Source organism: Mesorhizobium sp. W067 (assembly GCF_054719525.1).
Genome location: NZ_JBTTII010000001.1, coordinates 424857 through 447507 on the forward strand (window position 1 = coordinate 424857; position 22651 = coordinate 447507).

Annotated in this window: 22 protein-coding genes; 10 read left to right on the forward strand and 12 right to left on the reverse strand. The window is 62.9% G+C overall.

The window, feature by feature from the left end; all coding sequences use genetic code 11:
- The 6 genes from ACYG97_RS01940 (at nucleotide 1) to ACYG97_RS01965 (ending at nucleotide 5644) form a co-directional block, all read left to right on the forward strand.
- Nucleotides 1–1203, forward strand: a complete 1203-nt coding sequence (locus tag ACYG97_RS01940; RefSeq protein WP_023732046.1) for a mandelate racemase/muconate lactonizing enzyme family protein — start codon at nucleotides 1–3, stop codon at nucleotides 1201–1203.
- A 23-nt stretch (nucleotides 1204–1226) separates the two neighbouring features.
- Complete coding sequence (locus tag ACYG97_RS01945; RefSeq protein ID WP_023692778.1) at nucleotides 1227–2204, forward strand: sugar ABC transporter substrate-binding protein; 978 nt, start codon at nucleotides 1227–1229, stop codon at nucleotides 2202–2204.
- A gap of 87 nt (nucleotides 2205–2291) precedes the next feature.
- Nucleotides 2292–3269 carry an ABC transporter permease gene (locus ACYG97_RS01950; RefSeq protein WP_023702213.1) on the forward strand — a complete coding sequence of 326 codons (978 nt, stop codon included), beginning with the start codon at nucleotides 2292–2294 and terminating at the stop codon, nucleotides 3267–3269.
- A 3-nt stretch (nucleotides 3270–3272) separates the two neighbouring features.
- Complete coding sequence (locus ACYG97_RS01955; protein ID WP_023692780.1) at nucleotides 3273–4004, forward strand: ATP-binding cassette domain-containing protein; 732 nt, start codon at nucleotides 3273–3275, stop codon at nucleotides 4002–4004.
- A 12-nt stretch (nucleotides 4005–4016) separates the two neighbouring features.
- On the forward strand, nucleotides 4017–4772 hold the full coding sequence (locus ACYG97_RS01960; RefSeq protein ID WP_023692781.1) for an SDR family oxidoreductase: 756 nt from the start codon (nucleotides 4017–4019) through the stop codon (nucleotides 4770–4772).
- A 2-nt stretch (nucleotides 4773–4774) separates the two neighbouring features.
- Nucleotides 4775–5644 carry an aldose 1-epimerase gene (locus tag ACYG97_RS01965; protein WP_023732045.1) on the forward strand — a complete coding sequence of 290 codons (870 nt, stop codon included), beginning with the start codon at nucleotides 4775–4777 and terminating at the stop codon, nucleotides 5642–5644.
- A gap of 4 nt (nucleotides 5645–5648) precedes the next feature.
- Here ACYG97_RS01965 and ACYG97_RS01970 read toward each other — a convergent pair whose 3' ends face one another.
- The 9 genes from ACYG97_RS01970 to ACYG97_RS02010 all read right to left on the reverse strand — a co-directional run bounded on the left by ACYG97_RS01970 (nucleotide 5649) and on the right by ACYG97_RS02010 (nucleotide 16004).
- A complete protein-coding gene (locus ACYG97_RS01970) occupies nucleotides 5649–6125 on the reverse strand; it encodes a DUF4189 domain-containing protein (protein WP_023732044.1) in 477 nt (158 codons plus the stop codon).
- On the reverse strand, nucleotides 6122–6817 hold the full coding sequence (locus tag ACYG97_RS01975; protein WP_023732043.1) for a hypothetical protein: 696 nt from the start codon (nucleotides 6815–6817) through the stop codon (nucleotides 6122–6124). The genes ACYG97_RS01970 and ACYG97_RS01975 overlap by 4 nt, the downstream gene beginning before the upstream one ends.
- A 13-nt stretch (nucleotides 6818–6830) precedes the next feature.
- Complete coding sequence (locus tag ACYG97_RS01980; protein ID WP_023732042.1) at nucleotides 6831–7406, reverse strand: invasion associated locus B family protein; 576 nt, start codon at nucleotides 7404–7406, stop codon at nucleotides 6831–6833.
- 9 nt (nucleotides 7407–7415) lie between these two features.
- Entirely contained in the window at nucleotides 7416–11420 is a 4005-nt protein-coding gene (locus ACYG97_RS01985; RefSeq protein WP_460221552.1) for a YadA-like family protein, read from the reverse strand.
- A 50-nt stretch (nucleotides 11421–11470) separates the two neighbouring features.
- On the reverse strand, nucleotides 11471–11890 hold the full coding sequence (locus ACYG97_RS01990) for a hypothetical protein (RefSeq protein ID WP_023673694.1): 420 nt from the start codon (nucleotides 11888–11890) through the stop codon (nucleotides 11471–11473).
- 233 nt (nucleotides 11891–12123) lie between these two features.
- Entirely contained in the window at nucleotides 12124–13059 is a 936-nt protein-coding gene (locus ACYG97_RS01995) for a helix-turn-helix domain-containing protein (RefSeq protein WP_306413643.1), read from the reverse strand.
- 810 nt (nucleotides 13060–13869) lie between these two features.
- Nucleotides 13870–14070 (reverse strand): hypothetical protein, encoded by a 201-nt coding sequence (locus tag ACYG97_RS02000; RefSeq protein WP_023684556.1) that lies wholly within the window; start codon nucleotides 14068–14070, stop codon nucleotides 13870–13872.
- 286 nt (nucleotides 14071–14356) lie between these two features.
- Nucleotides 14357–15166 carry a L,D-transpeptidase gene (locus ACYG97_RS02005; RefSeq protein ID WP_023692792.1) on the reverse strand — a complete coding sequence of 270 codons (810 nt, stop codon included), beginning with the start codon at nucleotides 15164–15166 and terminating at the stop codon, nucleotides 14357–14359.
- 175 nt (nucleotides 15167–15341) lie between these two features.
- Entirely contained in the window at nucleotides 15342–16004 is a 663-nt protein-coding gene (locus ACYG97_RS02010) for a haloacid dehalogenase type II (protein WP_023727656.1), read from the reverse strand.
- Between the two features lie 168 nt (nucleotides 16005–16172).
- Here ACYG97_RS02010 and ACYG97_RS02015 point away from each other — a divergent pair, with 168 nt between their 5' ends.
- The 4 genes from ACYG97_RS02015 to ACYG97_RS02030 all read left to right on the forward strand — a co-directional run bounded on the left by ACYG97_RS02015 (nucleotide 16173) and on the right by ACYG97_RS02030 (nucleotide 19316).
- Nucleotides 16173–17051: a branched-chain amino acid aminotransferase gene (locus ACYG97_RS02015; RefSeq protein ID WP_023732041.1), complete on the forward strand. Its 879-nt coding sequence runs from the start codon at nucleotides 16173–16175 to the stop codon at nucleotides 17049–17051.
- A 105-nt stretch (nucleotides 17052–17156) separates the two neighbouring features.
- The gene (locus ACYG97_RS02020) at nucleotides 17157–17759 is read left to right on the forward strand and encodes a superoxide dismutase (protein WP_023732040.1); all 603 of its coding nucleotides are present in this window, start codon (nucleotides 17157–17159) and stop codon (nucleotides 17757–17759) included.
- Nucleotides 17760–17918: 159 nt separating this feature from the next.
- The gene (locus ACYG97_RS02025; RefSeq protein ID WP_023684552.1) at nucleotides 17919–18356 is read left to right on the forward strand and encodes a c-type cytochrome; all 438 of its coding nucleotides are present in this window, start codon (nucleotides 17919–17921) and stop codon (nucleotides 18354–18356) included.
- Nucleotides 18357–18365: 9 nt separating this feature from the next.
- Nucleotides 18366–19316: a cytochrome c gene (locus ACYG97_RS02030; RefSeq protein WP_023727652.1), complete on the forward strand. Its 951-nt coding sequence runs from the start codon at nucleotides 18366–18368 to the stop codon at nucleotides 19314–19316.
- 20 nt (nucleotides 19317–19336) lie between these two features.
- On the opposite strand, the gene ACYG97_RS02035 is transcribed toward ACYG97_RS02030, so the two are convergent.
- From ACYG97_RS02035 to ACYG97_RS02045, 3 genes are all read right to left on the reverse strand, one after another.
- Nucleotides 19337–19726, reverse strand: a complete 390-nt coding sequence (locus tag ACYG97_RS02035; protein WP_023673684.1) for an SET domain-containing protein — start codon at nucleotides 19724–19726, stop codon at nucleotides 19337–19339.
- A 145-nt stretch (nucleotides 19727–19871) separates the two neighbouring features.
- Nucleotides 19872–20498 (reverse strand): LysE family translocator, encoded by a 627-nt coding sequence (locus ACYG97_RS02040; protein WP_023687228.1) that lies wholly within the window; start codon nucleotides 20496–20498, stop codon nucleotides 19872–19874.
- The gene (locus ACYG97_RS02045) at nucleotides 20495–22642 is read right to left on the reverse strand and encodes a S9 family peptidase (RefSeq protein WP_023732039.1); all 2148 of its coding nucleotides are present in this window, start codon (nucleotides 22640–22642) and stop codon (nucleotides 20495–20497) included. Before ACYG97_RS02045 ends, ACYG97_RS02040 begins: the two co-directional genes overlap by 4 nt.
- Between the last annotated feature and the right edge of the window lie 9 nt (nucleotides 22643–22651).

The following is a 22651-nucleotide window of genomic DNA, read 5'->3' on the forward strand; positions in this document are numbered from 1 at the left end:
ATGAAGATCACCGCGATCGAGACCATTCGCATCGAGGAGCGGCCCAACCTTCTCTGGGTCGAGGTCCATACCGACGAGGGCATCACCGGGCTCGGCGAGACCTTCTTCCTGTCGCGCACCGTCGAAGCGTATCTGCACGAATATGTCGCGCCACGCGTGATCGGCCGCGATCCGCTCGAGATCGACCTTTTATCCGCCGACCTTGTCGGCTATCTCGGCTTCCGCTCCAGCGGCGCGGAGGTGCGCGGAAATTCGGCCTTCGACATCGCGCTGTGGGACATTTTCGGCAAGGTCACAGGCCAGCCGATCGCTCAGCTTCTGGGTGGCTTCAGCCGTCGCTCCATCCGCACCTACAACACCTGCGCCGGCACCGAATACATCAAGGACGCCAAGGGCCAGACGACGGCCAATTACGGCATCGGCGCCGGGCGCGACTACGACGATCTCAACGGCTTCCTCAACCGCGCCGGCGAGTTGGCCGAGGAACTGCTCGAGGACGGCATCACTGCCATGAAGATCTGGCCGTTCGATCACGCCGCCGAAAAGACGCGTGGCAATGACATCTCGGCGACCGACCTGAAATCGGCGCTGCAGCCGTTCGAGAAGATCCGCCGCGCCGTCGGCGACAAGATCGACATCATGGTCGAGTTCCATTCGATGTGGCAGCTTTTGCCGGCCATGAAGATCGCCGGCGCGCTGAAACCTTATGCCACTTATTGGCACGAGGACCCGATCCGCATGGACAGCCTCGGCGACCTGAAACGCTACGAGGCGGTGAGCCCGGCGCCGATCTCGGCCTCCGAGACACTGGGCAGCCGCTGGGCCTTCCGCGACCTGCTCGAAACCGGGGCTGCCGGCATCGTCATGCTCGACATCTCCTGGTGCGGCGGCCTGTCGGAGGCGCGCAAGATCGCCGCGATGGCGGAGGCCTGGCGACTGCCGGTCGCGCCACATGACTGCACCGGTCCGGTCGTGCTCGCCGCCTCGACGCATCTGTCGCTCAATGCGCCCAATGCGCTGGTGCAGGAGAGCGTGCGCGCCTTCTACCGCACCTGGTACCGGGACCTGGTGACGGCGCTGCCGGAAGTGAAGAACGGCATGATCACCGTGCCGCCTGGACCGGGCCTGGGGCTGGCGCTCAACCCCGACCTCGGCAAGGCCTACACCGTCCAGCGCCGCGTCTCCGACAAGACCGACATCTAGGAAATCCAAAGGGAGGAATCGAAATGAGAAAACTGACTGCAACACTTCTGCTTGGCGTCGCTATCTTCGGCGCCCAGACCGCCGCGCGTGCCAACGGGTTGAACATCGTCTTCACCCACCATTCGTCGGCATCGAACACCTTCTGGCAGGCGGTGAAGAAGGGTTTTGACGACGGCTGCGCCAAGGTCGAGGCCAGCTGCAACATGGTCTTCACCCAGACCGAGGGTTCGATCGAACAGCAGGTCGCCAACATGCGCGCGGCCCTTGCCGCCAAGCCCGACGCGCTGCTGACCTCGATCGTCGACGACCATGCTTTCGATGACGTCATCAAGGAGGCGCGCGATGCCGGCGTGCTCGTGATCGCCGTCAATGTCGACGACACCGAAGGCGCCAAGGGCAATGCGCGCCAGGCCTTCGTCGGGCAGGGCTTCAAGCCGGCGGGCTATTCGCTCGCCAAGGCTATATCCGAAAGCTTCCCGAAGGATGGCCCGATCAAGGTGCTGGTTGGCATCTCGGCGCCCGGCCAGAACTGGTCCGAGAGCCGTGGCGCCGGCGTGATGCAGTTCCTTGAGGAATACAAGGCCGCGCATGCCGACCGCGATGTGTCGTGGGAGCGCATCGACAGCGGCACCGACCTTGCCGTCACCTCCGACCGCGTCGGCGCCTATCTCAACGCCCATGCCGACACCACCGCCTATTTCGACACCGGATTCTGGTGCGCCGGCGTCGCCCGCGTGCTGCAGGACCGCGGCGTAGCGCCGGGCAAGGTCCTGCTCGGCGGTTTCGACCTGGTGCCCGAAGTGCTGCAGCAGATGCAGAAGGGCTACGTGCAGGCGCTGGTCGACCAGCAGCCCTACATGCAGGGCTTCATGCCGGTGATGGAGGCCTATCTCAACAAGAAGATCGGCCTGGCGCCTTCCGACATCGACACCGGCCAGGGCATCGTGCGGCCGAACGAAGCCGATGCGATCATGGCGCTTTCCGCCCAGGGAATGCGCTGACAGCGCAGCGCCGATGAGCGGTTTTGCATCGGCGGCGCCCGCGCGCCGCCGATGCCTCAACAGAAGTTCGAATTCCTGGAGCCTGACGTGAAGCGTCTGTTCAAGACCTATCTCGAAAAGCCGGAGCTGGCCGGTCTGATCCTGCTCTTGCTGCTGATCATCGTGTTCCAGATCCGCTCGCATGGCGTGTTCCTCAACCAGGACAATCTTCGCGGCATTCTCGGCATCCTGCCGGAGGCCGGCCTTGTTGCCATCGGCGTCACCATCCTGATGATCAGTGGCGAGTTCGACCTCTCCGTCGGCTCGGTGTTCGCGCTGATGCCGATGACGATGGCGGTGCTGATGGTGCACGACGCCCCGTTCCCGCTGGCGCTGCTCGCGGGACTGCTTGTCGCAGCCGCCATCGGCTTCATCAACGGCTACATCACCATCCGCTTCGCCATACCGAGCTTCATCACCACGCTCGGCATGCTGTTCATGGCGCGCTCGCTCACCGTCGTCGTTTCGGGCGGCTTCCCGCCGCTGCTGCCTGCCGACCTGCCGAACTGGCTGTTCACATCCTTCGTGGGCCCCGGCAACATGTTCCGCATGTCCTTCCTCTGGTTTGCCGGCATTGCGGTGCTGACCTCGCTGATGCTTTCGCGCACCAATTTCGGCAACTGGATCAAGGCCACCGGCGGCTTCCCGCCGGCCGCCGCCGCGATGGGGATCCCGACCACCAGGGTCAAGATCATCTGTTTCATGCTCTGTTCGATGCTCTCCGGCTTCGCCGGCATGCTGCAAGTGCTGCGGCTGGGCTCGCCCTTGCCTTCGATCGGCGAGGGCATGGAACTGCAGGCGGTGGCGTCCGCCGTCATTGGCGGCGCTTCGCTCGCCGGCGGTATCGGCACCGTGATGGGCGGCATCATCGGCACGACGCTTATCCGCGTCATCGACAACGGCCTCGTGCTCAGCCATGTCGACGCCAATTGGTTCAAGTTTGCCATCGGCTTCCTGACCATATTCGCCGTCGTCGCCAATGCTTGGATGCGCAAGCGCGCCAAGGCCATCAAGATGGAGGATTGAGCGATGGCCGACGCGATCATCTCCGTGCACAACCTTCACAAATGGTATTCCGGCGTCCATGCGCTGAAAGGGGTGACGCTCGACTTCACCCGGGGCGAGGCGCTTGGCCTGGTCGGCGACAATGGCGCCGGCAAATCGACCCTCATCAACATCCTCTCCGGTGTCCACACGGCGGACCAGGGCGAGATCAAGGTCGAGGGTAGGACTGTCCGCATCGCCAAGCCGCGCGATGCGATGGATCTCGGCATCGAGACGATCTACCAGTACAATTCCATGGTACCGACCATGTCGATCGCCAGGAACCTGTTCATCGGCCGCGAGCCGACCCGGTTTTCGGTCTTCGGCGTCGGCTTGCTCGATCAGAAGAAGATGGCCAGCGAAAGCATCCGCGCGATTGCCAATGTCGATCTGCACCTGCGCTCGCCGGATGCCCTTGTCGGCGAGCTTTCCGGCGGCCAGCGGCAGGGCGTCGCCATCGCCCGGGCAATGCATTTCAAGTCGAAGGTGATGATCCTCGACGAGCCGACCAACCATCTCTCCGTCAAGGAGACGAGGAAGGTGATCGGCTTCGTGCGTGGCCTGAAAGAGCAAGGCATCACCGGCGTCTTCATCAGCCACAACATGCATCATGTCTTCGAATGCTGCGACCGCGTCGTGGCGATGGCGCGCGGCGAAATCGTGCTGGACAAGCGGGTCGCGGAGACGTCGATCGATGAAGTCCACGGCGTTCTGTAAGAGGTGGCGGCAATGAAAGCCCTTGCCGATCGCGTCGTGCTTCTGACCGGCGGCCTTGGCTCGCTCGGCCGTGCCCAGGCGGTGACGCTGGCGCGGGCCGGCGCGCGCGTGCTGGTGCTCGATCGCCCCAATAGCGAAGACGGGCCAGGGATTGCCTCGGAAATGGCCGCGCAGACAGGCGGCAACGTCGCCTTTGTCGGCTGCGACCTCAACCGGCTTGCGGAGGCGGAGGCTACGGTGGCGGCGCTGGCGGCGAGGGAAGGGGGCATCGACGTCTTGATCAACAACGCTGCCCTGATCATCAACCGGCCGTTCGAAGAATTCTCGCTGACCGAGTATGAGGATCAGATCCGTGTCAACTCTTCGGCCGCCTTCGCCTTGGCGCGGGCCTGCGCGCCGGCGATGAAGGCGAAGGCCTATGGCAAGATCGTCAATTTCTGCTCCATCACGCTCAACGGCCGCTGGGACGGCTACGTGCCCTATGTCGCGTCCAAGGGCGCGATGCTGGGTCTGACCAAATCGCTGGCGCGGGAGCTTGGGCCGCACGGCGTCCGGGTCAACGCCGTGTCCCCGGGCGCGGTTGTTTCGGAGGCCGAGGCGCGGGTGTTCGGCGACCGGCTGGCGCAATACAACGAGTGGATCCTGGAGAACCAGGGTCTCAAGATGCGCATCGAGCCGCATCACGTTGCCGATCTCGTACTGTTCCTCGCATCGCCCGCCTCGGACATGATCAGCGGCCAAAATATCGCTATTGACGGCGGTTGGTAGGGATGGCCGGCCTCCTGGAACTGCGCGACGACCGCGCCCGTCTGGTCCTGGCGCCGCAAAAGGGCGCGGCGATCGCCCGCTTCGATGCACTGGTCGGCGGCGCAACGGTGCCGCTGCTCCGCCCCGACGATGGCACCGGCGCCTCCGGCTGCCAGCTTCTGGTTCCCTGGTCGAACCGCATCTCAGGCGGCGGTTTCGCCTTCGACGGCCGCTTCCATGCGATCGAGCCGAACGTGCCGGGGGAGGCCTTTCCAATCCATGGCGACGGCTTCCAGAGGGAGTGGCGGATTGCCAGCCACAGCGCCACCGAGGCAGAACTGGTCCTCGACGCCGGTGAAATCGGCCCCTACCGATATACGGCGCGGGTCGCCTATGCGCTGCATGACGGGGCCTTGGATGCCACGCTCACGGTGGAGAATCGCACCGGCATTCGCCTGCCTTACGGGCTCGGCTTTCATCCGTGGTTCCCGCGCAGCGCCGGAACGACGCTCGAGGCGAAGGCGGCGCGGGTCTGGCTGGAGGACAAGCATCATCTGCCGGTCGGCGTGGCGCCGGTGGCCGATTACCCCGCGTGGAATTTCTCGAACGCCTCCCTGTTGCCGCGAAGCTGGGTCAACAACGCCTTCGACGGCTGGGACCACCGCGCCAGGATCACCCGGCCCGAGGACAGGATCGCCATCTCGCTCACCGCCTCGCCATTGCTCGACGTCTTCATCCTCTATTCGCCGTCGCAGGATGCCGATTTCTTCTGCTTCGAGCCGGTGTCGCATACCGTCGATGCGCATCACGGCAAAGGGCTGACCTCGCTTGAGCACGGCGCTGCGCTGAGTGCAAACATGCGCCTCGATTGGCGTTCCGCTGCTTCGCTCTGATGCGTCATGTGCACACCCACTCGCGGATCTTGCATTTTTGTCCGTTCCGCTCGCACGCCTGCAGTGTCAGGTCTTCGGCATCCCGGCGTGTTTGCGCCGTCTCGGCGCCCCAACTGGTCAGCCGCCCTTCCGGCTTCTCGCCTACGGCGAAGGCGCCGCAATGCTTGTAGGGAAAGCCGGTATTGTCGTCATCGTCCCAATGGCGATGATTGCGGAATACGCTGACCACGGCGCAGCTGCCGCCGCCGGCGTTCTGGCAATGCTTCAGCGCGATGTCCATCGCCTCCTGCCGCTTGTCGGCGCCCCAAAAGAAGCCGTGCTTCTCGTCGGGGCTCGAATAGGCGATCGCCGCCCAGATGCCTCTCTCCTCCTGGGCCGGCGGCTCGGGCACGTCCGCCGCCGGGGCGAGGTCCGCCGCGCCCAGCCGTCCGGCGCAAAGCAACAGCATGCCGATCGCCGCAATGGCGGAATTCACCCTCATTGTACGCCTCCTTGTTTACCTGCTGCCGAGGCCACGGAAATGACGACGCAGCTGTTGCCGGTTGGCAGCAGCATCGCGTTGCCCCCTCCATTGGCCAGTTCATAGACGCTGATTTGTCCAAGATTGTTGGCGAGCTTGCTGTCTTTCGGAAGCAGGGCCGGAACATCGGCGCAATTGGCCGCGAATGGCGCCACCCTGACCATCGTACCTTCGCAAACGGATGCGGTGGGTGCCGCGAACACCAGGCCTGCCGCCGGGCCGCTGTAGCCCTGTGTGGCGTAGTTCATGCCGACCAGGGCTTCCACGAGGTGTTTGTCGGGGGCCTCGTTGTTCCAGATCGACTGGACGCTGTACGTCGTGCCGGTTGTCAGCATCTGCCCAAGGGCTGGGAAAATGTTGGAACAAGACTGCAAGCCTGCCTCTTTGGCGTGTTGCAGAAATGGCGTCTCGGCCAGGGCCGGATTGGGCTGGTTGGTCTCCGCGACCGCCGGCTGCGGCAATAAATTGTGGAGCAGGTCGTAGCGCATGGCCGCGAAGCCGGCCGTGGCGACGACGGCAATGGCGAGCAACGAGAAGACAGCGGTCCTCGCGCGGTTTCGTTGCGGTCTGCTCCGGTCTTCGATGCCGGCCCGGACAGCATCCTTTCCCTGGTTGCGGGACATTATCCGGTCATGGATCGATTGCTGGTTCATCGCGATTGCCTCGTCAATTGATCGCCGCAACGGCCGCGGTCAAGCCCTTGAGGGTCGCGGTTACGTTGATCGTCCTGCCATCCGTGGTCGGAAAGGAGATGACGGATGCCGCGGCCTTCGAAATCTGTTCGCGCATGATCGGACCAACCGGCAGCATGCCGACGCAGACGGCCTGATTGCATCCGTCGAGTTGAATTTTAATCGGCTCCTTGCGCCCCTCGAATGTCAGCGAGACAGGAGCGTCGCTCTTGGCGATCGGCGGGGCGCGCAAGATCATGTAGGGGTTGCCTTCCTTGGTGGCGGCAAGCGACCAGCTGAACGCAACCTGTCCTGCCTGGTCCTCGATGATCTGGGTGACATTGCAGACCTTTTGGCGCGCCTTCAGGTTCTCGTCGCAGATCAGCGTCCAGTTCTCGAACGGACGGGTGGTCCGTTGATATTCGCCAAGCTTCGCATCCGCAGGGATCGCTACGTCGGAAGGTTTTACCCTGTAGCCGGAAGGGATTGCTTCCTGCCCGGCCGCTAACGGGCCGGACAGGAGCATTGACGTCATGGATATCGCGACAGCAAGGACTGCCTGCCTGATCATGGCCGGGCTCTAGTTCAGCGTAAGGCTGACGCCCGCGCCGACACCCCAGTGTCCGCCTGCCGTCGTACCGGACAGGTTCGCTCGAACACGTCCTTCCTCGCTGGTGTAGCCGGCGCCGAAGGCCAGGGCGCCTTCACCGCGCCAATAGCCTCCGCCGGCGGCCACGCTCAGCTTGCCGGGACGATCGTCGTAGCGCAGCGAGCCGGCCGCCAAGCCGATTGCCGCAGCCTGGCGCGCCTCGCCCCTGACCTCTCCCATGTCCATGTTGAGCTGGCTGAGTTTGGAGTCCGCATACGCATTGGCTTGCTGCAGCGTGGTGGCCGCCACCTGGTTGGTGTAGTTCTTCGAATTGTCCAGGTTGAGTGCTAACCCGCTGTTGAACTGCTGAACATTGACCGCATCGGTGTTGGCAACGCCCGGCCCGACATTGTGGATGACCACCGGCGTGTTGGGATCGCCGCCGGCAAGGGTAATCGAGTTGGACTTGTTGCCGTTCCCGTCCTTGTCGTACTGGACGGCGAACTGATTCAGGTCGCCGACGCTACCCTGCATGGCTTCGACCGCCTGGTTGGTGGCGAAGAGCTGGCTGCCGTTGATGGCGTCGGTGGAGGTGCCGCTGATCCGGCCCGCCGCGACATTGGTGACGGTGCGCTCGTTGCCGACGGTGCCGACGCTGACCGTGCTCGTCGGAGCTGTTCCGGCGAAGGTATAGGCAACGCCGTTGATCGTGGTGCCGGTGGTGGCGACCGCCGCCGCCGTCGTCGAGCCCGCGCCGAGCGCGACGCTGCCCGGCTCGTTGGCCTTTGCGCCGGCGCCGAGCGCCACCGCCTGCGCTCCGTTGGTGGTCGCGTTGGTACCGAGGGCGATGCTGTCGGCCTGGTTGACCGTCGAATTCTGGCCGATCGCGATGCCTCCCGGCGCCGTCTGCTGCACGATGGCGCCATTGCCGATGCCGATGCCGTTGTCGCCATTGACGGTGGTGCGCGGACCGACCGCAACCGAATCGACGCCGACCGCAAGCGAATCCGCGGCCGTCGAATTGGCGTGGAAGTACAGGCTCCCCGTCACCGCGAACGAGCTCAGCGCGCCCTTCAACTGGCGAAGCGTGACCGCGTCCTGGTCCTGCGTGCCGTCGGCCACGTTGATGATCTGGCGATAGGAGGTGGAGGTGCCGACCGAGACGGCGCCGAGCAGGCTCATGTCCGCGGTGTTGTAGGGAATGAGGCCGGTGCCGGAGAGGATCGATCCCGATACGGGTGCGACCGCCCGATCCGAAACCGAGCCGGCGCCGAGCGCCACGCCGCCGATGACGCTGGCCTGGGTGTCGCGGCCGAGCGCCAGCGCATTGTCGGCGCTCGCGGTCGCCTGGTAGCCCAGGGCGGAAGAGCCGATCCCTTGCGCGAAGGAGTCCGCGACGGCAAGCGTCCTATCGTTGGTGCGCACATAGCGGATGCCGTCGCCATTGGCGTCGGTGTAAGCCAGCGAGGTGTCGCCGGTAATATTGCTGATCGAATTGCCGAGATTGGTGATGTCAGCAGTATTGGCGGCGATATCGGTGGTGTTCTGCGTCACCTGCTGGTTGGTCGCAAACAGCTGCGAGCCGTTGACCGCATCGGTCGAGGAGCCGCTCAACTGCCCGGCCGCGACATTCTGGATCTGGCGTTCCGCGCCCACCGAGCCGACCGAAAACGCTCCCGCCGGCGTGGTTCCGGCGAAGGTGTAGGCAACGCCGCCGATCGTGGTGCCGCCGACCGCCGTCGTCACGGTCGACACCGCATTCGCGCCGATCGCCACGTCGCCGGCATTGTTGGCCACGGCATTCGGGCCGATGGCAACGGAATCCGTCCCCAGCGCCTGCGAATCCGCCAGCGTCGAATTGGCGTGGAAATACTTGATGCCGCCGCCGGTGCTGATGCTGTTGATCGTGTTGCCGAGATTGGTGATGTCGGCGGTGTTGGCGGCGATCGCCGTGGTGTTCTGCGTCACCTGCTGGTTGGTGGCGAAGAGCTGCGAGCCGTTGATCGCGTCGGTCGACGAATTGCTGAGCCGCCCCGCCGCGACATTGGTGATGGTCCGCTCCGCGCCGACCGTGCCGATGCTGACGGTGCTCGCCGGCGTCGTGCCGGCGAAGTTGTAGGCGACGCCGCCGATCGTCGTGCCGGCGGTGCCGACCGCCGCTGCGGTCACCGAGCCCGAACCCAGCGCCACGTCACCTACGTTGCTGGCAGCAGAGCCGGCGCCCAGCGCGATCGCGTTCTGGGCGGCGGCATTCGCGCCTACGCCGAGAGCGGTTGCCTGAAAGCCGGTCGCAAACGCGTTCTGTCCGATCGCGGTGCTGGACGTGGCAGTAGCATTGGCGTTGGCGCCGACCGCGGTGCTGTATTGGCCCGAAGCCTTGGATATGTATCCCATAGCCGTTGCGTCAAGCGCCGATGCGACGGCGCCGCTGCCAATGGCCGAGGCGTTGGCATTGGAGGCGCTCGAATTGACACCCGCCGCGATGGCGTTCGTCCCCGTCGCGGTGGAGACCGGTCCGATGGCGACGGAGTCCGTGCCCGTTGCCGACGAATCCGCCGCCGTCGAGTTGGCATGGAAATACTTGATGCCGCCGCCGGTGCTGATGCTGTTGATCGTGTTGCCGAGATTGGTGATGTCGGCGGTGTTGGCGGCGATCGCCGCCGTGTTCTGCGTCACCTGCTGGTTGGTCGCAAACAGCTGCGAGCCGTTGATCGCGTCGGTCGACGAGTTGCTGAGCCGGCCCGCCGCGACATTGGTGATGGTCCGCTCCGCGCCGAGCGCGCCGACGCTGACAGTGCTCGTCGGCGTCGTGCCGGCGAAGCTGTAGGCCGTGCCGCCGATCGTCGCGCCGCTGGTGCCGACCGCCGTCGCGGTCACCGAGCCCGAACCGAGCGCTACGTCGCCGGAGCTTGCCGTCGCCGTCGCGCCGTTGCCCAGCGCGACATTGCCGGCAAGGCCGGCTGCACCCGCCGTCGAGCCATTGCCCAGCGCCACGGAGCCTTGCCCGACGGCCTTGTTGTTGTTGCCGATGGCAACCGCGCCTGCGGCCTGGTTTGCGGCTGTGGCGGTTGCCGTGCCGTCGCTGTTGGCGATGTTGTTGGCGCCGCCGGTGAAGGCGCCGGTGCCGCTGGCATAGCTCGGATCGCCGATGGAGACCGCGCCGTTGCCGTAAGCGGTGTTGCCGGCGCCAATGGCGACAGCCTTGCCGCCCGTGGCCGTCGCGGCCGTGCCGATGGCAACCGCGTCGGCGGAATTGGCGACCGCAGCATTACCGATCGCCACGGCGTTGGTGGCACTGGCCTTGGAGCCGATGCCGAGCGCGGTGCTGGCAATCCCGCTAGCGGCGGCGCTGACACCGGCGGCAAGAGAATTGTCTCCCGTCGCATTCGCGCCGGACCCGAATGAGGAGGCGTTCGCGCCGCTGGCGACAGCCGTGTTGCCGATCGCTGTGCTGGCGGAGCCACTCGCAACCGAGGTAGGACCCATCGCCGTGGCGAAAGCGCCCGAAGAGAGCGAATTGGTACCGATCGCGATGCTGTTGGGCACAGCCGTGTTGGCCTGAACGCCCGCCTGCGCGCCCGTGCCGAATGCGATGGACTGGTTGCCCCATGCACTGGCTCCTCTACCCACCGCTGCGGCGTTCGTTCCCGTTGCTTTGGTCAGGACGCCAATGGCAAGGGCGTTTTGCTGATTTGCTGTGACATCCGTGCCAAGGGCGATGGCGCCTTGGGCCAAGGCCCCTGACCCCGCAACGGTGCGCGCGCCGATATTGATAGAGTTGATATCGGACGCGACCGACTGGAAGCCTATCGCGATGGCGTTTTGACTGCCTGCATTGGCGTTGGTGCCTTGGGCAAGGGAATCGATTCCGCTCTGGGTTGCTTGATATCCAAGCGCCATACCGCGCAGGCCACTAGCGCTGGACTGATAGCCCATGGCGTATGCGTATTGGGACCGAGCGGCTGTCGGCCGCGCCCGCGATCCAGTTTCCGACAAAGCTTGAAGAAAGTTCGATCCTTCTCCGCCCCTCGACGCGTTTGGTCATGCTAGTTTTTCCTCGCAATTGCCGAGGCGCTCTGATGTGCCGCACCATTCGCCTCGGTGGCCAAAAAATCTTCGAAATTGCGCGTCTTCTCCCGCAACGAGAGACCGACCTTCGCGCCTTGTTTTTCAATCAGCTGATAGGCGCTCGCGACCCATGGCTGCGTCGGTTCTGGAACCGCATGCAGTGCAGCCTCCGTCCGTTCCGGCGGTAGGTTTACCGCCACCAGCGCGCGGCAGAGATCGAAATGAAATCCCGGATCGCCTTCACCACAAGCCGGAGAGGTCAGTCCAAGCACGAAACAGGCCAGGAGATGGTCGAGTTCCGCAGCGCTGATCCGGCTGGCGTATTGGCGTTGCAGTGCAGCCCAGGCCGCTTCGGCCTTAGGCGCGAAGACCTCGATTTCCGCGAATTGAATGTCCATGGGACAATCCGACATGCTGTATCATCTGGTTGCTCCCCCGCCCCAAATGACTTCAATCGCGACCATGAGCACATTCGCGGTGCAGGTATTTTGGAATAATCCGGAATCTTTGTAGGAAAATCCGGTATTTGGTCCCTGCGCCACAACTGTGACTGCTCTGCCACACAACCTTCGACTATACTGAAGATCAATCGAGGTATCGCCGCGGACAATCATGCGCGCCGCAACAGTCGTTAACGTTGCAGCTTCACCTGCCTGGGGGTTCTGTTCCGGTATCTGGACATGGTGACTGTCAAGTGGCTCTGGTCCGAGAATCCACTGAGATGAGCGACTTCCGCAATCGACAGGTCGCTCTCGATGAGAAGTTTTTCGGCGAAATCGAGACGCAGCCGCAGCAGGTATTTGTGCGGCGGCTCGCCAAAGGTCTTGGTGAATGCCAGGATGAAATGGCTCGGCGAAAGGCCACAGAGTGCGGCCAGCTCGGCCACCGCGATTTTGCTGGAAAAATTTACCTCCAGGAATTCGCGCACCCGCCGGGCGCTGCGGTTCGACAGACCGCCCTTTGGGGCTTGTGGCAACTTTCGCGCTCCTGCGTAGTTCCGAAGCAAATGGACGCCGAACATGGTGACCAACGAATCGATATAGAACTCGTTTGGAGTTTCCCGATCCGTCAGTTCCGCCTTCAGCAACTGCGCGAGTTGCAGCGCTTGGAAGTCGACGGTCCCGTACGGCGGCGGCTGAAGCTCGGCATGGCCGGTGTCGAATTCACGCGTTGCCAGCTCGAAGAGACTCTCGGGGGTGAGCGCCACGATTACGCTTTCCGTGGTGGATGACCGAGTCACCTTGCCGCCGAGGTCGGCTGGGACGATCATGATCATGCCGACGTCGCCGTCGTATTCGTGGACTTTGTCGCTGCCCAGCGATGCCGCAATCCCTGGTGAGGGTGTAAGCAGAACCGAAGCGAAATGTTCCGCCGCTTTGAATGTGTGTGATCCCGGCCCATGAACGACATGTGCCGCGCCGCCTCGAAACGTGACCAGGTAGCGCCCCGCGCTTTCCGGAATTCCGTCGAAGATGCGACGATCCGCGCGCCGCCGCTCTGTCCCGGCGCTTTCCTGGACGTTGCCTCTATGTTGCATCTTCGTCTCTGCCACTGCTGCGCCGATCAATCCAATCCTGTGCTGTATCGAGGAGCCCAGAATTCACGTTTGCTCCTGGGCGTTCCTTCGAATCCTACAGATGCTGCTTTATATTGCAAAGAAGAATTTGAGCTCAAGCGAAAATTTTACCAGGATTTTGACTATAAATTTACAGGTTTGAATTTTTAGCCAAGGCTACCTGACTATTTTCCGATCTTATCTTACCATTTTTAGCCTAGTTATTGTGCATAGTGCGCCGTCACAATCCAGCGTTGTATCCTGAATATAGATCGCGCGGCCATTGACAGAGCTGGTCGACTATCTGTCATCGCCACGGACGATCCAGCAGCAGTTATCGCCCGAACCATGGCTTCATTCCCTTGTGCTTCTTCATGGCGGTGGCCAAATGGCCTTGATCCGAAAATCCCGCGAGGTAGGCGACTTCGGCGATGGCGACCCTCCAGGAGCGATCCAGGGCTGCGGACAGAGCATATCCCGCTCCCCCGCATGGTTGCTCTTCTGGGATTGGCATTTTCGGGGATTGTGTCGAGGGCGTGCCGATCGACCCGATCGGCGCCTGCGCTGCGTTCCTGAACCTCGCCCGCATTTTTCATTCAGCCTTGCCTCAGCCGCTTTGCCAGCCCATCGAAATTCCGTGCCGTGCAAACAGCCAACCCGGAAATCCGGACGGTAATTTGTATCCCCCATAGTCCTGCCCAAAGGCAGCGTAGCGCATCCCGCGGATAGAAAAAACATTGTAAGTGAAGAAAAAAGTTCGCGCGAGAAAAACATGGCCTGGCTTGGCCGGCGCTACGGAATTATCCGGCTCACGCAGGCCTGCTAAAGATCGCCTCGGCGTTTCTCGTACAGATCCCAGGACAGCTCGACCATGGCCAGAAGAACGTCTTCCTGGCTCCACCCGGCGGCAACCGCCGCCTCGACAATTCCACGGACGAGCGGCAGCAATTGGCGCTCGCATTCGGCCGACAGATTGGCCTCGGCGCCGTCGGCAGGCGGACTATCGAAATCAAATCCCACCATCGGCGTTCCCCCGCCATCAATGATCTAATGAAATGTATGTCTCTGCAATCATACTCCCGTCTAATATACATCAATCGGTGACGAAACACAGCAGCGTCGAGATTGACCGGCATGGACGCCAGACTGCACCCGGTCGATGGTTCGTCTGGACGTCTTTTTGGCCTCCTGCTGCCGGCATTGCATATCTTGGATGCGAACCCCAGGCATTTGCGTAAAGCTATCGGGATCCTGGCGAGCTTTGCCGCATGGAGCGGAACCTGCCGCTTCATGGCATCGATGAAGTCGATCAGGTCACCGGGCCGAGCAGGACCGAGCCATCCGGCACCCCGCCATCGATCGGGATGGCTCTGCGGTTTGCGCTCGCCGCCATCGGCTGGCCGATGTCGGACGTCACGATGACCGGGCTCTTCGACGGCACGCGGTCGTAGAGGTCGATGATGTCCTGATTTATCAGGCGCACGCAGCCTGACGAGACGGATTTGCCGATCGAGTTCCATTCCGGCGAGCCATGCAGGCGGTAGAGCGTGTCGACGTTGTCGTGGAACAGGTAGAGCGCGCGGGCGCCGAGCGGGTTCTTGAGGCCGCCGGGCATGCCGCCGTTCTTGGCGCTGTATTCTTCCAGTTCAGGCTGGCGGGCAACCATCTCATCGGGCGGCGTCCATTTCGGCCATTTCTGCTTCCACTGGACGACGGCGTCTCCCGACCATTCGAAGCCGGCGCGGCCGAGGCCGACGCCGTAACGGATCGCCTGGCCGCCTTCGCGCACCAGATAGAGGAAATGGTTGGTCGTATCGACGATGATGGTGCCTGGCCGCTGGCCGGTCGGATCGGGAACGATCTGGCGCAGGAACTGCGGGTCCATCTTCTTGATCGGGATGGCCGGGAGTTCGAACCCGCTGTCGGAAATCGGGCCGTACATCGTCGCATAGTCGCCGAGCGGCGGCTCGTCATAGGTCGGCGGTGGCGGTTCGACCGGCGCCGGCGCCGGTCCGGTGGTGGTGCAGGCGGAGACCGCAATCGAAGCGGCGCCAAGGGCTGCAGCATTCAGAAAGCCGCGACGGCTCAGGCGATAGGGGTCGATTTCGGTCTTCAACATGGTTGCCTTTTTTAAGTCTCGAATCGCAAGAAAGCGTGAATGCCTTCAAGCGGCGCAGTGGTCGGCCTCCCCCAATGCCTAACGCGATAGGCGGTTCCGATTCTGGCCTGAGGGTGGACAAACAAAGGCGAAGCTGTGACCGCCCTGCCACTGTTGCTCGAAGGCAACAGAGTGATCAGCCGCCGGTCAGCAGGCCTTCAAGCGACGGCAGGATCAGCGCCGGCGGGAAATCCCGGTATTCCTCGGGCTGGTTGGCGCGGTTGATCCATACGGTGCGAAAGCCGAATTTCGTGGCGCCGGCGACGTCCCAGCGGTTGGACGACTGGAATGAGACGGCGCCCGGATAGAGTCGCCAGCCCGTCGCCACCATGTCGTAGGTCGACGGGTCGGTCTTGAAGCGCCTGACGGCGTCGACCGAAAAGATATCGTCCAGCACCTGGTCGAGGGCGGCCGACTTGACCGCCGCTTCCAGCATCTCGGGCGAGCCGTTGGACAGGATTGCGAGCTTGGCGCCGGATGCTTTCAGCGCCTTGAGCACGGCCGGCACTTCCGGATAGCAGTCGAGCCGCCAATAGGCTTCGAGCAGCTTGGCCTTCAGTCCCATGTCGGCGGAGGGAACCTTGAGCAGGGCGAAATCGAGCGCCTGTTCGGTGAGCTGCCAGAAATCGGCATAGCCGCCCATCAGCGTGCGCACCCAGGAATATTCCAGCTGCTTGGCGCGCCAGATTTCCGAAAGCAGCGGGCCGTCGGGGCCGATCTCGCCGTCATGACGGCGCACGGCTGCGTGCACGTCGAACAACGTGCCATAGGCGTCGAAAACGTAAGCCGCGTAATGCATGGCGACAGTTTTGAGGGCAGGCGGCGCAAGGTGCAAGCATCGATTGTAGTCTTGATCGCTTTCTTGGGGCGCTCTGGCCTCAACAAAAACCGCTCCATGCCGGTTGACGGCGCCGGTCAAAGCATCTTCCAATGCTTGGCACAGGCAGCTTTGAAGCGGAACCGAACAATGACACTGGCGACTGCGGCGCTATCGGCGACATGGACCTTCGTCGACGGCGACTGGTACGAAGGCAACGTCGCCATCCTTGGGCCGCGCAGCCATGCCATGTGGCTCGGCACCAGCGTCTTCGACGGCGCCCGCTGGTTCGAAGGCGTCGCCCCCGATCTCGAACTGCATGCCGCCAGAGTGAACGCCTCGGCGATCGCGCTCGGCCTCACGCCATCGATGAACGTCGACCAGATCGTCGGCCTGACCTGGGACGGGCTGAAGAAGTTCGACGGCAAGACAGCGGTCTACATCAGGCCGATGTACTGGGCCGAGCATGGCGGCTATATGGGCGTGCCGGCCGATCCGGCCTCGACCCGTTTCTGCCTCTGCCTTTACGAATCGCCGATGATCTCGCCGACCGGCTTTTCGATCACCGTGTCGCCGTTCCGGCGGCCGACCATCGAGACCATGCCGACCAATGCCAAGGCCGGCTGCCTCTATCCCAACAATGGCCGCGCCATTCTCGAAGCCAAGGGACGCGGCTTCGACAATGCGCTGGTGCTGGACATGCTGGGCAATGTCGCCGAGACCGGAACCTCGAACATCTTCCTGGTCAAGGACAGCCACGTGTTGACGCCGGCGCCCAACGGCACCTTCCTGTCCGGCATCACCCGCTCGCGCACCATGACGCTGCTTGGCGATTACGGCTTCAAGACCACGGAGAAGATGCTCTCGGTGCGCGACTTTCTTGAAGCCGACGAGATATTTTCGACCGGAAATCATTCCAAGGTCGTGCCGATCACCCGCATCGAGGACCGCGATCTGCAGCCCGGGCCGGTGGCCAAGAAAGCGCGCGACCTTTATTGGGAATGGGCGCATTCGACTTCCGCCGGTTGAGCCGCTAAAAGGCAATTGGCGCTTCATTCCGGAGTTGTTCCAGATCAATGCAGCCCTATCTTAATCCGGTATCCGCACCGGATTTTTCCATGAGGAGTATGACCGATGGCTTTTGAATTGCGCGCCTTGCCCTACGACTACGAGGCCTTGCAGCCTTACATGTCGAAGGAGACGCTGGAGTATCACCACGACAAGCACCACAAGGCTTATGTCGACAACGGCAACAAGCTGGCCGCCGAAGCGGGCCTTGGCGATCTGTCGGTCGAAGAGGTGGTCAAACAGTCGTTCGGCAAGAATGCCGGCCTCTTCAACAACGCAGCCCAGCACTACAACCACATCCATTTCTGGAAGTGGATGAAGAAGGGCGGCGGCGGCAACAAGCTTCCGGGCGCCCTGCAGAAGGCTTTCGACGCCGACCTCGGCGGCTACGACAAGTTCAAGGCCGACTTCATCGCCGCCGGCACCACGCAGTTCGGTTCGGGCTGGGCCTGGGTCTCGGTCAAGGACGGCAAGCTGGCGATATCCAAGACGCCGAACGGCGAGAACCCGCTCGTCCTTGGCGCATCGCCGATCCTCGGCGTCGATGTCTGGGAACATTCCTATTACATCGACTACCGCAACGCGCGGCCGAAATATCTCGAGGCCTTCGTCGACAGCCTCATCAACTGGGACCATGTCCTTGAAATGTACGAAGAGGCGAAAGCCTGATCGACCCAGAGAAGCCCCGGTACTCCGGGGCTTTTCTTTCTCAGCTGAAGCAGCAGGCACACAAAATTCGGCGGAATCCGGCCGGCGGACAGGGAATAATCCCGGCCCGCCCTCCGTTAACGGTAGGTCGCGACCCCTCATCATCCTGGAGCCAATTGAATGAGAAAGCTTGTTATCGCCATCTCTATGCTCAGCCTCGCCGCCTCGGCGGCTTTTGCCGACCCGATCCTCGACCGACAGGGACTGATGAAGGAACGAGGCAAGATCGTCGGCGGCCTGTCAAAAATCGCCAAGGGCGAGGCAGACTTCGATGCCGCCGCCGTGCTGACGGCGCTGCAGGCGCTGCAAGTCAATGCCGAGAAGTTCGATGTCGACACGCTGTTCCCGGCCGGCAGCGACAGCGGTGATACCACCGCCTCGCCCAAAATCTGGAAAGACATGGCGGGCTTCAAATCGACCGAAGACAAGTACCTCGCCGACGTCAAGGCCGCAGTCGCCGCCGCACCCGCCGATGTCGATGCGTTGAAGGCGCAGATCGATACGCTCGGCAGTGATTGCGGCACCTGCCACAAGACCTATCGGGTGAAGAAGAGCTGATCCCGGGCAATGCCCTTGTGGAAAAAATTTGTCGGCGCCGCCCTTGTCCTGGGTGTCGTCGGTGCCGGCGCCGGCTGGCTGTTGTCGGCGCCGGTCAAGCTCGACACTGACACCCTGGCGCAGCTCGGCCCCGGCGGCGCCGCCAGGGGCAAGCGCATTTTCAATGCCGGCGGCTGCACCTCCTGTCACGCCAAGCCAGGCTCGCAGGGTGACGCCCGTTTGCAACTGGTCGGCGGCCTCGAGCTCAAGACGCCGTTCGGCACCTTCGTGCCGCCCAACATCTCGCAGGATCCCAAGGACGGCATCGGCGCCTGGACGGTCGAGGACCTTGCCAACGCCATGCTGAAGGGCGTGTCGCCGTCGGGCGAGCATTTCTATCCGGCCTTCCCCTACACATCCTACGCCCGCATGAAGCCGGCTGATATTGCCGATCTCTATGCGTTCCTGAAGACGCTGCCGGCGGTCGCCGGCAAGGCGCCGGACAATTCCCTGAGTTTCCCCTTCAACATCCGCCGCGGCCTCGGCCTGTGGAAGCGGCTCTATCTCAGCAAAGAGCCGGTGATTGCCTTTGCCGATGGCACGCCTGATCCGGTACTCGCCGGCCGCTATCTGGTCGAGGGGCCTGGCCATTGCGGCGAATGCCACACGCCGCGCGACTTCACCGGCGCCACCAGGAAGAGCCAGTGGCTGGCTGGCGCGTCGGCAGCCGAAGGCAGCGGCGTCGTGCCGAACATCACATCGGGCGAGGGCGGGCTCGGTGACTGGTCGGAAGCCGACATCGCCAACTATCTCGAAACCGGTTTTACCCCCGATTTCGACTCGGTAGGCGGCGCCATGGTCGACGTGCAGCGCAACATGGCCGAACTGCCGCCGGGAGATCGCGCGGCAATAGCCGCCTATCTCAAGGCGGTGCCGCCGCATCCCAACGGCTACCCGGTGCGCAGCAAGCCGGCCAAGTGATCCCGGCTACAGGTGGCCATCTACAGGTGGCGATCGCCGAGGAAGTCGAAGCCCGTCTCGAAGAAATGGCTGTAATTGCAGGTCAGTTCCTCGCCGGGTGCGATGTCGCGCAAGGCATAGGTTTCCTCGGGCGAGGAGACATCGCAATTCGGTTCGTCGTCATGGTTCATGTAGCGGGCGTCGTCGGCTTCGAAGACGATGTAGTTCGGATCCCGGCGGTCTGGATAGGAATAACGGTCGAGATAGTTCTTCACCGGGCCGCTCTCGCCTTCATAGGTCTCGACGTCGATGATCCGGTCGAATCTGGGGTCGAGCTTCCAGACCAGCGTGCCCTTGGCAATGTGGTTCCTGGCGAAAACCCCGATGCCCTGGATCGGTGATTTCTCGAGATAGGTGTCGACGAGCAACATAGTGGCCCCTTTGCGTATGTCATGGTCTGGAAGGTGGCGCGCATGGGTAGCGCGCAGCCATTGCAAATGCGAGTGAAAATGAGCAGCCCGGAATTCAAAAAGTGACGACCGGCGCGCCTCGACGGGCGCGCTTTTCGCTTCGACATCAGCGCTGCTGCAAGGCCAGACGAACGCCTAACGCGCAGTAGATGCCGCCAACCACCTTGCCTTGCCATTTCACCACCGACGGATTGCGGCGCAGGAACGTGCCGAGCCGGCCCGCACTCACGGCAAAGACGACTGTGCTGAAAAGGCCGAGCAGAACAAAGATTATGCCCAGCGTCATCAGCTGGAGCATCACCGATCCGTTTTCAGGCCGCACGAACTGGGGCAGGAAGGCAAGGAAGAAAAGCGCCGTCTTTGGATTAAGCACTTCGGTCAGGACAGCTTGACGAAACGCCTTGCTGGCGGAGATCGCGAGTGCACCGGCAGTAGGATCGGCCGGTATTTTCTCGATGATTGCGCGAATGCCGAGGTAAACGAGATACGCCGCGCCGATGTATTTTACGACGCTGAACAGCGTTGCCGAAGTGGCGATGATCGCCGAAATGCCGACCATCGCCATGATGGTATGGAACACATCGCCAGCCGCGACGCCCGCGCCCGTCGCGACGCCAACCCTGGTTCCGGAACTCGTCGCTCGCGCGACCGTCAAAAGCGTGGCTGGGCCTGGAATAAACACAAAGCCAAGCACAACCGCTATGTAAGCCGTCAAGGTGGATAGATCGATCATTGCGACGCCTCCGTTGCATTCTCAGCCTTGCCCGTAACCTCGGGTTCGGGCTTGGCCGTAACCTTGAGCGCGAAGGAGTAGGTATAGGCGATCTCCTCCAGCCTTGAAAAGCGGCCGGAGGCGCCGGCATGGCCGGAATCCATGTTGATCTTGAACAGCACCGGATTGTCGCCGCTCTTGCGCTCGCGCAGCCGCGCCACCCATTTGGCCGGCTCCCAATAGGTGACGCGCGGATCGGTGAGGCCGGCCAGCGCCAGTAGCGGCGGGTAGTCGTGATCGGCGACATTGTCATAGGGTGAGTAGGCGGCGATCGTTTGGTAATCTTCCGCCGACGCGATCGGGTTGCCCCATTCCGGCCACTCCGGCGGCGTCAGCGGCAAGCTTGCGTCGAGCATCGTGGTCAGCACGTCGACAAAGGGAACCTCGGCAACGATGGCGCCGAAACTATGCGGCGCCATGTTGGCGATCGCACCCATCAACATGCCGCCGGCCGAGCCGCCTTGCGCGACGATGCGGTCGTGTTGGGTGTAACGCTCGGCGACGAGATGCTGCGCGACGGCGATGAAATCGGTGAACGTGTTCATCTTGTGCGCCCGCTTGCCGTCGTCATACCAGCCATAGCCCTTGTCCTTGCCGCCGCGGACATGGGCGATGGCAAAGACAAAGCCACGGTCGACCAGCGAGAACCAGTTGGTGTTGAACGCCGCCGGAATGGCAATGCCGTAAGAGCCGTAGCCGTAAAGCAGGCACGGTGCGGAGCCATCGAGCGGCGTGTCGCGGTGGTGCAGCAGCGAGACCGGCACCAGTTCGCCATCGGCGGCCGGCGCCATCAGCCGGCGCGTGACATAATGATCCGGATTGTGACCGGACGGCACTTCCTGGGTCTTCAGCAGCACACGCTCGCGGCTGCGCATATTGTAGTCGAAGACCTGCGCCGGGGTCGTCATCGACGAATAGGTGAAGCGCATGATCTCGGTGTCGTATTCATAGGACCCCGACAGGCCGAGCGAGAACGCCTCTTCGTCGAACGAGATCAGATGCTCCTCGCCGCTGCGGCGATCGCGAACGACGATGCGCGGCAGCCCTTCCTTGCGCTCGAGCCTGACCATATGATCCCTGAAGCCGACCACCGACAGGATCAGCCGGCCTGGCTCGTGCGCCACCAGCTCTTCCCAATTGGCGCGAACCGGGTCATTAGCCGGCGCCGTCATGATCTTGAAGTCCTTGGCGCCGTCGGCATTGGTGAGGACGAAGAAGATGTCGCCGCCTTCTTCCAGATCATATTGCAGGCCAGTCTCGCGCTTTGCCACCAGCTTTGGCTCGGCGAAAGGCTCATCGGCGCGCATCAGGTGATATTCCGAGGTTTCGTGATCGTTGATCCCGATCATGATCCATTCGTTGGAGCGCGTGCCGCCGACATCCATGAAGAAGCCGGGATCGGTTTCCTCATAAATCAGCCGGTCATTAAGGGGGCTGCCGCCGAGCGCGTGGAACAGCACCTTGGACGGGCGATGATTGTCGTCGAGCCTTGTGTAGAAGAAGCCGTCATCGGCGGCATTCCAGACGCCGCCACCACTGGTGGCCTCGATCTGGTCGCTCAGTTCCTTGCCGCTGGTGAGATCGCGCACGCGAAGTGTGAAGAATTCAGAGCCCTTGTCGTCGAACGCCCACAACAGCTTGCGGTGATCGGCCGAATGGTCGACGCCGCCGAGGCGGAAATAGGGCTTGCCCTCGGCTTCCGCGTCGCCATCGAGCAGGATCTGCTCATCGCCGCCATCGCGCGGCATGCGGAAATAGCGGGGCTGTTCGCCGCCAAGCTTGAAGGATGAGCCGTAAGCATAGGGGCCATCCTTCATCGGCACCGTCGAATCATCTTCCTTGATGCGCCCCTTCATCTCGCCGAACAGCTGCTTCCGAAGCTCTAGCGTATCGGCCATAAGCACTGCTTGATAGGCGTTTTCGGCTTCGAGATGGGCGCGGATGCGGCCCTCAAGCAGGGAAGGGTCCCTGAACATCGCCTGCCAGTTCTCGGCCCTCAGCCAGGCATAGTCATCTGTGCGGGTAATGCCGTGGTGCGTGTCGAAGACGGGGTGTTTCTCGGGGCTCGGCGGGCTGGCGGTCGGAAAAGCTGAGGTCTTGGTCATTGCGTCTCA